This window comes from Paraburkholderia suaedae (assembly GCF_040812055.1).
Taxonomy (GTDB): domain Bacteria; phylum Pseudomonadota; class Gammaproteobacteria; order Burkholderiales; family Burkholderiaceae; genus Paraburkholderia.
In genome coordinates this window covers 202,221-213,547 of record NZ_JBFOAH010000007.1, presented here as the reverse complement: position 1 = coordinate 213,547, position 11,327 = coordinate 202,221, and the positions used below count along the sequence as shown (strand labels likewise).

Genomic DNA, 11,327 nt, shown 5'->3' with positions numbered 1-11,327 from the left:
TCGAGCGACTGCGGCGGCGCTGTTGTTTTGCCGGGCCGCGGGGTGCCTCTTGGCGACCGTTTGCATCGGAGTGCCGCAGAGGCACCCGAAAAGAACTCTGGAAAAAGGATATGTTATTGCACGGAGATTGCAAGCAGAGTGCAATTCGAAAATCGAAGTTATTCAGGGTTCCAAAATGAGAGGCCTGAAAACGCACGCGGATGTCATGTTCTACTCGCTTAGATAACCGCTCGACGGGCGCGGCAGACGCCCACGCCTTGCATGAGAATTGACCTTTTTCGCGCGAGATTTTGCTGCGATCATGCAGACTGCTTTGTTCGCAGCGCAACGTTGGCTATCTTTGATTCACGAACAGTTCGAACCAAAAGGAGACGCAAACGTGAAAACATCTCAATTCGTGAGTTGGTTTGTCCTGGCGGGATGTCTGACGCTAACGCCGAACCTCTACGCACAAACCAGCAGCGCCATGCCGATGGCGTCGAGTTCGGGCGCAGGTTCGGGTAGTGCGACGCAAGCGGACAAGAAGCTGGCCCGCGATGTTCGCAAAGCGTTGTCCAAAACGCCCCACTTCAACGTATCAAACGTGTTCGTCAAGGCGCGCGGCGGTGTCGTGACGTTATCGGGCAGCGTGCCCGACGGTGCCCAGATCCAGCAGGCCGCGAACGTGGCGATGAACGTACCGGGTGTAACGTCGGTGAATAACCATCTGTCGTTGTATACGAAAGGCTATTGATGCTTGGTGAATATTTAAGCAGGACCGGCAGCGCCTTCGTGGCTGCTTTGCCGGTCTGCTTTGTTCGACAGAAGCGCTCGCCGGACCCACCAGGAATAGAAAAAACAGAAAGTCCGCGTCGAGATCCGGTTCGCAGCAAGCACGCTGCTATCGCGAGATCGGCTTCTTCCTGGTCGACAGGCCTGGAATTGATATCAGGTTTAGCGCAATGACCGCGATTGCGACACCGAAAAAAATCGCGAGTACGCCGTAACGAAACTCCACCTGGCGGTCGTGGAGCAAGCCGGTGATGGTCGCGTAAAGACCACCCAGCCAGATAGCGACGCCCGCCAATGCGATGGCAACGCGCCTTTCCGATTTCTTCATGCGGACCTCTGCAATCTGCAAGTGGTTTCTCAAACCATATTAGTGCGCCGTTGCTGCGTTTTCCAGAACCGACCGGATCCGCCGCGAGAATATTGATGCAGATTAACCGCCTGCCGTTTTTTTCAGCGGCGAAACACCGCAGCACGGGGCTACGCCGCCCCTTTCAGCGTCGGGTCACCTTAGAAACTTACGGCAAATCCAAGCGATACGCCGTGCACGTTGTGCCCGAAAACATATCTCGCGACCAGACGTGTGCGAGTAATGATGACCGGATACCTGCTGCTGTCGAGTTCGAGCCCCACACCCAATGACGTCAGGTCGTTGAATCCCAGCACGCCAGCACTGTCCCCGAAATAGTGGGAATAGGCGGTTTCCAGCACGTAGCGCACGGGCCGATCCAGCGCATGCCAGCCGGTAGGCGCGCGCCAGCGCGCCCATAGGCTTAGCTGCTGTGCCATGGCCGAGCCCTGCACCGCTGCGGACGACCCACCGAAGCTTCGTAGATAGATGTCGGTCGCACGCAACTCGACGTCGATTTCGTAGTTCTCCCGGTAATGTTCGTAATCGAGCATGAGCGACCCACCATAGCCGTAGGCGTCCAGAGAGCCGTTGTCGAGGAAGTTCAGATTGCTGTCCGTGACATGGTTGATCACCGTCTGCCCGACTCTCAAATCGCTTGCGACACGCCCAATGGTGCCATTGAGAATCGGCCGAAAGACGAGTTCGTCCGTAATGCGAAAGTCCCAGCCAACACCCACCGTGGTGCTGAAGGTGTTCCAGCGGGTTGGCAGTGGTCGCTGTTGGGCGCCATCGGTGGCGATGAACGTCGGGTCGTAACGGCTGTAAGCAAGCGTGCCTTCCAGGTACAAAGGAAACTTCTTGCTGAGCGTAAAGCCGCCGCCCAGTTGCGACTGGCCGAAGCCCGGATTGCCGGTAGTGCCGCTATTGATCGACAGAGAACTGGTGGTTACGTCGGGGACTGTCGTGTAGGTCATCACTGCGAGTACGGCATCGGCATGCCGCTTCACATTGCCTCCTATGACCGTGTTGCTCGACAAGGCATCAGGCGCGACCTGCGCGCTGGACAGAAAAGACATCAGCATCAGGACGAGACCGGCGCACGTCAGCACGGTCCTTTTCGTCCGGCTGTTTCGCCCCGCGTACAACTGCTTCGAAGCCGACTCCATGGCTGTGCTGCGCATACGCACTCCCGTCAGTTTCGGCGCCCGTCGGGCCACCAGTACGTTCGAGACGCTACCCAGAAAAGTCCGCCATTCGCCCTCGAAGCCATGCAATGAGTGGATGACGTCTTGTCGCGTTTGCTCAACCACCCCAACCGCGCATCGAGCGACGACGCATGCCGGTTGATTTGTAACTAAAAGCTGAAGACAGGTCTGTCAACGAGCATTCTGGCCTATTGCCCGCAGCCTGCTCGAACCCGTACTCGAAGCCGACCCATATCGTTCACGATGCGACGCGTCGATATATGTTTTCATCCAATCACGCTATCTGACATCGGGTAAATGCCGTGCGCATTGAGGTTCCAACATCCGTGAGATGTTCTAACATCGTATTAGGCAGTATTTCCTGTTCAGCATAGTATCTGCAATTCCCAGCCATTCACAACGGGCCTTATTGGTTCGGATATCTTCTCCCCTGTCTGAAGGAGCGGCCATGTTCCTGTGGAATCAACGATGGACCACAGCGCTATGCCGGTGGTCGCTGGTCGCCCTCGTGCTGACGGCCGGCATCGCGCATGCTCAGGATGCCGCGCCGCCGCGCACGCCATTCAAGCCGGAAGAAATTGAAGCGCTGGTTGCGCCAATCGCGCTCTACCCTGACTCGGTGCTGGCGCAAGTTCTCATGGCCTCCACGTATCCGCTCGAGATCGTGCATGCGGCGCGCTGGGTCAAGTCCAATCCGAAGGTCACGGGCGACGCCGCCGTCAAAGCCGTTGGGGATCAGCCGTGGGACGTGAGCGTGAAATCGCTGGTTGCGTTCCCACAGATTCTCGAACCGATGAACGACAAGCTCGACTGGACGCAAAAACTCGGCGACGCGTTTCTGGCACAGCAAAAAGACGTGCTCGACGCAGTTCAGCGCTTGCGCGCGCGTGCCAGTGATTCGGGCAACCTCAAATCGAACGAGCAGCAAAACGTCGTTGTGGAGCAAGCGCCCGCGGGTGCGCAGACCATTGTGAAGATCGAGCCTTCCAACCCGCAGGTGATCTACGTGCCCGCGTATAACCCGACTGTCGTTTATGGTTCCTGGAGCTACCCGGCTTATCCGCCGACCTACTGGCCGCCCCCGCCGGCTTACTATCCGGGCGGCGCGCTGATGACCGGTCTGGCCTGGGGCGTCGGGCTCGCTGCCGCCGGTGCGATCTTCGGTAATTGCAACTGGGGAGGCGGCGACGTCAATGTCAACGTCAACAAGGCCGCCAACATCGACCGCAACTTCGACCGCACCAAGGTCCAGGGAGGACGCTGGCAACACGACGGGAGTCATCGTCAGGGCGTCGCATACCGCGACAACGCGACTCGCGAAAAGTATTCGCGCAATGTCGGCGGCGCGGAAGGGCGTAACGACTTCCGCGGCCGGGATTCAGGCAATGGCGCACGCGCCAATACGGCCGACAGGGCGAACGCGGGCGATCGCAGCAGAACTGGAGATCGCGCGAATGGCGGCGACCGTGCGTCGGTAGTGGACAGATCGAATGGCGGCGACCGCGCATCGGTAGCCGACAGATCGAATGGCGGCGACCGTGGATCGGCGGGTGACCGGTCGAGTGCCGGTAATCGCGCAGGAACGGCAGACAGGTCGGCCGGCGGCGATCGCGGCGGCGTATCGAACCGCGCGAACACCGGTCAGGTGTCGCGTGCCAGCGACCGCGTAGGCGGTGCCGGCGGCAGCGGTTCCAGCGGAGGTCGGGACAACGCGTTCCAAGGCGTAGGCGCGGGCGGCGCAACCCAGCGCAGTGCCGACCGCGGACGTTCCAGCGTGCAAAGCTCGGGCTTCAGCCGCCCGAGTGGCGGAGCCGGCGGTGGTGGTGGCATGCGCGCGAGCGGTGGACGCGGTGGAAGACGTTAGGGAGATCACAACATGACATCATTGTCTCGAATCCGGCGGCGCACCATGAAGGGCGCGTTGCGCGCTCTCACCGTCGCATGTGTGCTGGGTCTCGGTGGACTGCCCGCGGCGCACGCGGAGAAGGACTTCGGCTCTGCCGATGCCGCCATGAACGCATTGGGCGAAGCAGTCAGCCGCAATGAAGAGCCGGCACTGCAAGCGATATTCGGCGAGAACTTTCGCACGCTGATTCCGCCCAGCGGTGCTGAAATCCGCAGCCGCTTTCTCGACGAATGGGCTCAATCGCACCGGATCGAACAGATCGACGAACACCATGCGCGCATAGCAGTCGGCAACGACAACTGGACTTTCCCGATCCCACTCGTCAAGAGTGCGAGCGGATGGCACTTCGACATGAAGGCAGGCGCACAGGAAATGCGCGTGCGCCGAATTGGCCGCAACGAACTTGCCGTCATCCAGACCATGCTCGCGATCTACGACGCACAGCGCGAATACGCGCTCACGGACCATGATGGCGACGGTCTGCTTTCGTATGCGTCGAAGCTCTCGAGTTCGCCCGGCAAGCAAGACGGCCTGTACTGGCCGACGCAGGCCGACGCGCCAGCCAGTCCGCTCGGACCCGCCTTCATTCAGGCGCGCGCGCGTCAGTCATCGGATGCCGGCTATCACGGCTATGACTACAGGCTGCTGACCTCGCAGGGTCCGCACGCACCGGGCGGCGCTTACGACTACCTCGCACATGGAAAGCTGTTCGGCGGCTTTGCGGTGATTGCGTGGCCCGTGCGCTACGGGGACACGGGCATCAAGAGCTTCATGGTCAGTCATGCGGGCCAGGTCTACGAAGCCGATCTGGGTCCGCAGAGCGCGGACAAAGCAAAGGCAATGAAGTCGTTCGATCCAGGGCCCGGCTGGGCCAAAGTCGAGCCCCAGCCGTGATGGATAGTCGGGCATGGCGTTCTGCCCACTGCATCGCCAGACCCGACTCTGCCGCCTACATCCCGCCAAACGGTTTTTTCACGGTCAGCTTGTTGGTCACCGACGTCACGCCCGCGACGCCCCTGGCAATTTGCGCCACCTGATCGACCTGTGAGACCTCCGTCACCGTTCCATTGAGCGTGACGGCGCCGTCTTTGGCAATAACGCTAATGTTTCCGGCGTCGATCTCCTTGTGCTTGCCGATGGCCGCGTAAACCTTCCTGCGCAACGCCCGGTCGGCTTTTCTGCCCGTGGCCGGCGCCCCGGTGCTGGAGGCCGCCATTGCCGTCGTGTCAGATGCAATCACCGGCGCACTGGCAGGATTGCCCCCTTGCGACCATGCATGGAGGGAAGTCACGGCGATCAGGATGCCGGCTGCAGGTATGAGCACCTGGATTCGTTTCATAAATTGCTCCTGTCGATGAGAGTAACGGAATCAGAACGTATGGCGAATGCCGATCATTGCTGCGGTGGTGGACATACCCGGTGCAACGGGGACGCCATAAATGATCGTCTGATTCATCGTTCCCTTGTTGTCGACATAGCCCACCTGCGCGTAGGTCTTGGTTCTCGCCGACAGGTTGTATTCGGCGCCCACAGCGAACTCGCTCGAATGATTGGCGGAATTGTTCCGGTCCTTGAGGTAGTAGAAGCCCGAAGTGACCTTGAACCGGGGACTGAACTGATAGCCCACGCCGCCCGATGCCATTTCGAAATCCACGGTGCTGCTTTTCGCCGGATTGCGGCCCACGCCATATGAGCCGGATACCGAGAAACCGGCAATCGTGTACATCGCACCGAAGTAGTAAAAGCGATTATTCGCGAGCCCGGTGGCGGGGATGGCCGGTGCGGTGGGATAGTTCAACGGAAAAGGGTTGGTGTCGTGTCCGTTGTAGTACACCGCGGACAGATTCAGACCGTAGTTCGAGTACTTGAGCACGGCGGATTCGCGCGTGCCACCGTTGAACTGGCCCGCCACGCCGCCCGGCGCGTACTCGAGCGCAAGCGATGCGCCATAGAACTTCGGCGAGTTGTACACCAGGGCATTGCTGTCATAGAGCGCGCCGATCGGCGCGTTCGTGCTGGTGCCGGGCCAGCCCGCTGCCTGGTTCACGCCAAGCCACGCGGTCAGGATACTGCCGAAATACTGGGCGCCCCGTACGTCGGTTTCCGCCATCGCGTAAATCATCGGGATGATCTGCCGGCCGGCGTCGAAGGTGCCGAACGGCCCCGATGCGCCGATCGTCGCGAACTGGTTGAAGATCGCATTGACTCCCGGCGTGTCAGACAAACCGAACTTGCCGGTCGCGCTGTTGAACGACCCCTGCAGCTTGAAGTTGATCTTGTATCCGCCGCCGATATCTTCGCTTCCCTTCAAGCCCCAGAAGCTCGCATAGATGCCGCCGTCCTTGAGTTGATAAACATGCCCCTGGTTGCGCGCGTTCGGCTGGAACGTTGCCGCCGAGGTGCTTTGATACAGGAGCCCACTGTCGAGCACACCATACAGCGTGACCGACGACTGCGCATGAACGGCCGTCCCGAACATCAGAAGCCCGACGGCGCTGATCAACCTCAATTTCATTCTTAGTCTCCAATGGTGTACCGGACGCCGCCGGCGTTTTTTTGATTGCTGCTTGAATGAAGCTGCGTGGCTGCAAACCGGCCTGTCAGGCCGGCAGGAAATAATTCGCGAACTGTTCGCGCAACTGGTTTTTGAGCACCTTGCCGGTCGCGCCGAACGGAACCGAGTCGACGAATACCACCGCGTCCGGCTTGCACCACTTCGCGACGCAGTCGTCGAACAAAGCGAGCAGTTCCTCCGCGCCAAGCGCGCTGCCCGGCTTCTTCACGATGACGAGCAGCGGCCGTTCGTCCCACTTGGGATGCCGCGCGCCGATGCACACAGCATGCGTGACTTCGGGGTGCTGATAGGCGACGTTCTCCAGTTCGGTGGAGCTGATCCATTCGCCGCCGGACTTGATGACGTCCTTGCTGCGATCGGTGATCTGCATGAAGCCGTCGGGGTCGATCTTCGCCACGTCGCCGGTTGGAAACCAGCCGTCGCGTAGCGGCGACACGCCGTCATCGCCGAAGTACTGCCGCGTGACCCACGGTCCGCGCACCAACAGGTCGCCTGCCGCGTTGCCGTCCCACGGCAGTTCCATGCCGTCTTCGCCGACAATCTTCATGTCGATGCCGAACACCGGACGTCCCTGCTTGGCCTGAATCACATAGCGCTGCGCCGTGGGCAGCGATAGCTGATGCGCCTTCATGCTGCACACGGTGCCCACCGGGCTGAGTTCGGTCATGCCCCAGGCGTGCAGCACCTCGACAGCATGGCGTTCCTGAAACGCCTTGGTCATCGCCGTCGGACACGGCGCGCCGCCGATCACCGTGCGCCTCATCGACGAAAACTCACCGCCGGTCGCCTCGACATGCGCGAGCAGTCCCTGCCAGACGGTCGGCACGCCGGCCGACAGCGTGACCTTTTCGCCCTCGATCAGCTCATGGAGCGACTCGCCGTCGAGCGCGGGACCGGGAAACACCAGTTTCGAGCCGACCATGCAGGCGATATACGGCAGCCCCCACGCGTTCACATGGAACATCGGGACGACCGGCAGAATCACGTCGCGCGCGGAGCAGTTCAGCGAATCGGGCAGCGCCGCCGCGTAGGTGTGCAGCACCGTGGAACGATGGCTGTACAGCACCCCCTTCGGGTTGCCCGTCGTGCCGGACGTGTAGCACAGCGACGAGGCACTGTTTTCGTCGAGCAAAGGCCATTCGAACGCGTCGCTGTTCTGGTCGATGAGATCCTCGTAGCACAGCAGCTTCGTTGACGAGCCGAAGGTTCGCGGCATATGCGCGCGGTCCGTCATGGCCACGAATGCCTTCGGGCTTTGCACGCGCGGCGCGACGCTTTCTATGAGCGGCAGGAACGTCATATCGAAGAACATCACGCGATCCTGCGCATGTTCGATGATGTACGCCAACTGATCGACATGTAGCCGGGGGTTCAGCGTATGCAGCACGGCGCCGGACCCCGACGCCGCGAAATACAGTTCCATGTGCCGGTAACCATTCCATGCCAATGTCGCGACGCGCTCGCCTGGCTCCACGCCAAGCGCTGCGAGCGCATTGGCCATGCGGCGCGCGCGTTGTGCGAGGTCCCGATACCGGTACCGGTGAATATCTCCTTCGACTCGCCGCGACACGATTTCCTGGTTGCCGTGATGGCGCTCGGCATGCATGAGCAGCGAAGCGACCAGCAGCGGCTGCTGCATCATCAAACCTTGCATGGTTGATTCTCCTGAGTGGGTGTAGGCTCCGGCGCCCTATCGCAACTTGCCGAAGCAGTTGCCGCTTGCGTCTCGACGCTCACTATCAGCTTTCCGTCGACTGCCTGGAGCGGCAAAGTCGTCAGGCTCAATCCACCCGGAGCCGCCATACTGCCGCTGCGCACATCGAAGCGCAGGCCGTGCGCCGGGCAGCGCAGGACACATCCGTCGAGCTGCCCGCTCGCGAGCGACGCGCCGTTATGGGGACACGCGTTGTCGATCGCGCAAAGCGTGCCGTCGATGTTGAACAGCACGATGCTTCGGCCATCGATGAAAGTCAGCTTGCGCCGGCCCGGAGGCAGTTCATCCACGGTGCCGACCGCTATTTGCCGTGACATGGTGCCGCTCCGTTACCGACGAGTTCATCGATCAGCTTCTGCGCCATCGGCCATTCACCGAAACCCGCCGCGGGATTGAGGTGCCCCACCTCGCCCAGATCGACGAGACGGCCGCCCCAGTCATCCGCCATCGTGGCCACCCGCTCGAATTGCGCGAGCGGATCGTTGCGGCTCGCGCCGACGATGCTCGGAAACGGCAGCGGCCGGCGGGGAATCGGTTGCCAGCCGTGGTCGGCGAGCGCATCCATGCTCGGGTAACCCGGCGGCATCGGCGTTTCGAGGTCGGCCGGAGTAGCCAGCAAAGCGCCGTGAATCTTGCGCGTGTGGCGCTGGGCCCAATGCACGGTGATCATCACGCCCGCGCTGTGCGCGACCAGAATCACGGGGCCCTCGATCTTCGCCAGCGCGGCGTCGAGCGCGGCAACGCGCGCAGCGCAACTGAGCTTGTCGTGTTCCAGCGGCGGCACGCACGCTGCCTTGGGCAGCCTGGCTTGCAGCAGCGTTTGCCAGTGCTCGGCGACGTGATCGCGCAAGCCTGGCACCATCAGAATGGTGTGGGTCGTATCGGCGGACATGCAGCCATCTCCTCGCGGGTTAGTACGGCTTGTCGCCGATAATCCCCGCGCGCTCCATCTTGCGATGGCACGGCGGGTAGTCCATCACCGCGTAGTGCTGTGTGCTGCGGTTATCCCAGATCGCGACGCTGTTCTTCTGCCAGCGCCAGCGCACCTGATACTCCGGGATATAGGCCTGGCTGATCAGATAGCGCAGCAGATCGCCCGCGCCAGGATTGGCGTCCTGTCCGAAGCGCACGCGTGCTGGCGTGTGATAGTTGGTGAAATGCGTGGCGAAGGCGCTGACGAAAAGCACCTTCTCGCCCGTCTCGGGATGCGTGCGCACCACGGGATGCTCCGCATCGGGAAACTGCGCCCTGAGCGCAAGACGTTTCTCGATCGGCATCGCCGCGCCGAAGCTCGCCTCGATGCTGTGGCGGGCCCGCAGGTCGGCGATCTGCGTCTTGACATGCTCGGGCAGGTTTTCGTAGGCGAGGACCATGTTCGCCCACATGGTGTCACCTCCCACCGGCGGACACTCCACGCAGCGAAGCACCGCGCCGAACTGCGGCGCCTCGCGCCACGTGGCGTCGGCGTGCCACGCGTTTTCGTAGCGATCGTTCGGTTGATCCGGGGTCTTGTAAATGCGCACGAGGCCCGGATGCTCCGGATCGCTGCCCGCGACCGGATGATCTTCGAGTTCGCCGAAGCGGCGCGCGAACGCCACGTGCTGCTCGCGCGTGATGTCCTGATCGCGCAGAAACAGCACGCGGTGCCTGAGCAGCGCCGCCTTCACCTCGCCAAACAGAGCGTCGTCGTGAATCGCATCGGCGAGATTCACGCCGACCAGCTCCGCGCCGATCGCGCACGTCAATTGTTCGACTCGCACAGCTCGCTCCTCAGATGACGAAGACCGATGAACCGGTCGTCTTGCGCGATTCGAGATCGCGGTGTGCGCGCGCGGCATCCTCGAGCGCATAACGCTGATTCAGCTCGATGCTGATACGGCCCGCAGCCACATGCCCGAACATTTCGGCTGCCAGCTCGTTCTTTTCCGCTGGGTCGGCAATGTAGTCCGCCAGCGCCGGACGGGTCAGGTACAGCGAACCTTTCATCGCCAGAATCTGCGGGTTGAAGGGCGCAATCGGACCCGACGCCGTGCCCACGCAGACCATCAGGCCGCGACGTTTGAGCGAGTCGAGCGACGCGTCGAACGTGTCCCTTCCGACGCTATCGAACACCACGTTCACACCGACGCCGTCGGTCAGTTCACGCACGCGTTTGGCGACGTCTTCGTGGCTGTAGTACACAACGTGGTCGCAGCCATGCGCGCGGGCCACCTCGCCTTTCGCTTCAGTCGAAACCGTGCCGATCACGGTGAGTCCGAGCAACTTCGCCCATTGCGATACGATCAGGCCGACGCCGCCGGCGGCCGCATGCAGCAGGATCGTGTCGCCCTTCTTGAAGTCATGGATGCGGCGCATCAGATACGCCGAGGTCAGACCGCGCATGGTCATGCCGGCAGCCGTCTCGCAAGAGATTGCATCCGGTAGCTTGATGAGCGCCGCCGCCGGTATCAGACGTTCAGTGCTGTAAGCGCCGAGCGTGTTGAGAAAGCCCGTGTAGGTCACACGATCGCCCGGCGCTACGTCCGTCACGTCGGAGCCAACGGCCTCGACCACTCCCGCCGCCTCGACGCCCATGCCTGCGGGCATCGGCACGGGATACAGGCCGCTGCGGAAATAGGTGTCGGCGAAATTCAGACCCACTGCCTCGTGACGCAGACGCACCTGGCCGGGGCCGGGGTCACCCACTTGAACGTCCTCGTAGCGCAATACTTCAGGACCACCGGTTTCATGGAAGCGCACTGCTTTCGCCATGTTCAATCTCCTATTCATTACTCAACTGCAATTAAATTCTCGAGTGCTGCGAGGTG

Annotated in this window: 12 protein-coding genes; 3 read left to right on the top strand and 9 right to left on the bottom strand. The window is 61.6% G+C overall.

The window, feature by feature from the left end; translation table 11 throughout:
- Nucleotides 1–379: 379 nt before the first annotated feature.
- On the top strand, nucleotides 380–733 hold the full coding sequence (locus ABQJ48_RS13140; RefSeq protein ID WP_367838438.1) for a BON domain-containing protein: 354 nt from the start codon (nucleotides 380–382) through the stop codon (nucleotides 731–733).
- Between the two features lie 147 nt (nucleotides 734–880).
- On the opposite strand, the gene ABQJ48_RS13135 is transcribed toward ABQJ48_RS13140, so the two are convergent.
- The gene (locus tag ABQJ48_RS13135; RefSeq protein ID WP_367838437.1) at nucleotides 881–1,099 is read right to left on the bottom strand and encodes a DUF2964 family protein; all 219 of its coding nucleotides are present in this window, start codon (nucleotides 1,097–1,099) and stop codon (nucleotides 881–883) included.
- A gap of 179 nt (nucleotides 1,100–1,278) precedes the next feature.
- Complete coding sequence (locus ABQJ48_RS13130; protein ID WP_367838496.1) at nucleotides 1,279–2,202, bottom strand: hypothetical protein; 924 nt, start codon at nucleotides 2,200–2,202, stop codon at nucleotides 1,279–1,281.
- A gap of 571 nt (nucleotides 2,203–2,773) precedes the next feature.
- Here ABQJ48_RS13130 and ABQJ48_RS13125 point away from each other — a divergent pair.
- Together ABQJ48_RS13125 and ABQJ48_RS13120 are read left to right on the top strand one after the other, a co-directional pair.
- Nucleotides 2,774–4,189, top strand: a complete 1,416-nt coding sequence (locus ABQJ48_RS13125) for a DUF3300 domain-containing protein (protein WP_367838436.1) — start codon at nucleotides 2,774–2,776, stop codon at nucleotides 4,187–4,189.
- A gap of 12 nt (nucleotides 4,190–4,201) precedes the next feature.
- Nucleotides 4,202–5,125, top strand: a complete 924-nt coding sequence (locus ABQJ48_RS13120) for a DUF2950 domain-containing protein (RefSeq protein ID WP_367838435.1) — start codon at nucleotides 4,202–4,204, stop codon at nucleotides 5,123–5,125.
- Between the two features lie 55 nt (nucleotides 5,126–5,180).
- Here the strand turns inward: ABQJ48_RS13120 and ABQJ48_RS13115 are convergent, their stop codons facing one another.
- The 7 genes from ABQJ48_RS13115 to ABQJ48_RS13085 all read right to left on the bottom strand — a co-directional run bounded on the left by ABQJ48_RS13115 (nucleotide 5,181) and on the right by ABQJ48_RS13085 (nucleotide 11,271).
- Complete coding sequence (locus ABQJ48_RS13115; RefSeq protein ID WP_367838434.1) at nucleotides 5,181–5,570, bottom strand: BON domain-containing protein; 390 nt, start codon at nucleotides 5,568–5,570, stop codon at nucleotides 5,181–5,183.
- 30 nt (nucleotides 5,571–5,600) lie between these two features.
- Complete coding sequence (locus tag ABQJ48_RS13110) at nucleotides 5,601–6,746, bottom strand: porin (protein WP_367838433.1); 1,146 nt, start codon at nucleotides 6,744–6,746, stop codon at nucleotides 5,601–5,603.
- Nucleotides 6,747–6,831: 85 nt separating this feature from the next.
- A complete protein-coding gene (locus ABQJ48_RS13105; RefSeq protein WP_367838432.1) occupies nucleotides 6,832–8,460 on the bottom strand; it encodes a 3-(methylthio)propionyl-CoA ligase in 1,629 nt (542 codons plus the stop codon).
- The gene (locus ABQJ48_RS13100; protein WP_367838431.1) at nucleotides 8,448–8,837 is read right to left on the bottom strand and encodes a Rieske (2Fe-2S) protein; all 390 of its coding nucleotides are present in this window, start codon (nucleotides 8,835–8,837) and stop codon (nucleotides 8,448–8,450) included. The genes ABQJ48_RS13105 and ABQJ48_RS13100 overlap by 13 nt, the downstream gene beginning before the upstream one ends.
- A complete protein-coding gene (locus ABQJ48_RS13095) occupies nucleotides 8,822–9,412 on the bottom strand; it encodes an RBBP9/YdeN family alpha/beta hydrolase (protein WP_367838430.1) in 591 nt (196 codons plus the stop codon). The genes ABQJ48_RS13100 and ABQJ48_RS13095 overlap by 16 nt, the downstream gene beginning before the upstream one ends.
- Nucleotides 9,413–9,431: 19 nt before the next feature.
- Nucleotides 9,432–10,280, bottom strand: coding sequence for a TauD/TfdA dioxygenase family protein (locus ABQJ48_RS13090; RefSeq protein ID WP_367838429.1), 849 nt, complete (start codon nucleotides 10,278–10,280; stop codon nucleotides 9,432–9,434).
- Between the two features lie 10 nt (nucleotides 10,281–10,290).
- Nucleotides 10,291–11,271 (bottom strand): quinone oxidoreductase family protein, encoded by a 981-nt coding sequence (locus ABQJ48_RS13085; protein ID WP_367838428.1) that lies wholly within the window; start codon nucleotides 11,269–11,271, stop codon nucleotides 10,291–10,293.
- Nucleotides 11,272–11,327 lie beyond the last annotated feature (56 nt).

Coding starts and splice junctions, on each gene's coding strand:
- ABQJ48_RS13135 (WP_367838437.1), bottom strand. CDS start 1,099: ATGAAGAAATCGGAAAGGCGCGTTGCCATCGCATTGGCGGGCGTCGCT.
- ABQJ48_RS13105 (WP_367838432.1), bottom strand. CDS start 8,460: ATGCAAGGTTTGATGATGCAGCAGCCGCTGCTGGTCGCTTCGCTGCTC.
- ABQJ48_RS13125 (WP_367838436.1), top strand. CDS start 2,774: ATGTTCCTGTGGAATCAACGATGGACCACAGCGCTATGCCGGTGGTCG.
- ABQJ48_RS13120 (WP_367838435.1), top strand. CDS start 4,202: ATGACATCATTGTCTCGAATCCGGCGGCGCACCATGAAGGGCGCGTTG.
- ABQJ48_RS13100 (WP_367838431.1), bottom strand. CDS start 8,837: ATGTCACGGCAAATAGCGGTCGGCACCGTGGATGAACTGCCTCCGGGC.
- ABQJ48_RS13085 (WP_367838428.1), bottom strand. CDS start 11,271: ATGGCGAAAGCAGTGCGCTTCCATGAAACCGGTGGTCCTGAAGTATTG.
- ABQJ48_RS13130 (WP_367838496.1), bottom strand. CDS start 2,202: ATGCTGATGTCTTTTCTGTCCAGCGCGCAGGTCGCGCCTGATGCCTTG.
- ABQJ48_RS13115 (WP_367838434.1), bottom strand. CDS start 5,570: ATGAAACGAATCCAGGTGCTCATACCTGCAGCCGGCATCCTGATCGCC.
- ABQJ48_RS13095 (WP_367838430.1), bottom strand. CDS start 9,412: ATGTCCGCCGATACGACCCACACCATTCTGATGGTGCCAGGCTTGCGC.
- ABQJ48_RS13110 (WP_367838433.1), bottom strand. CDS start 6,746: ATGAAATTGAGGTTGATCAGCGCCGTCGGGCTTCTGATGTTCGGGACG.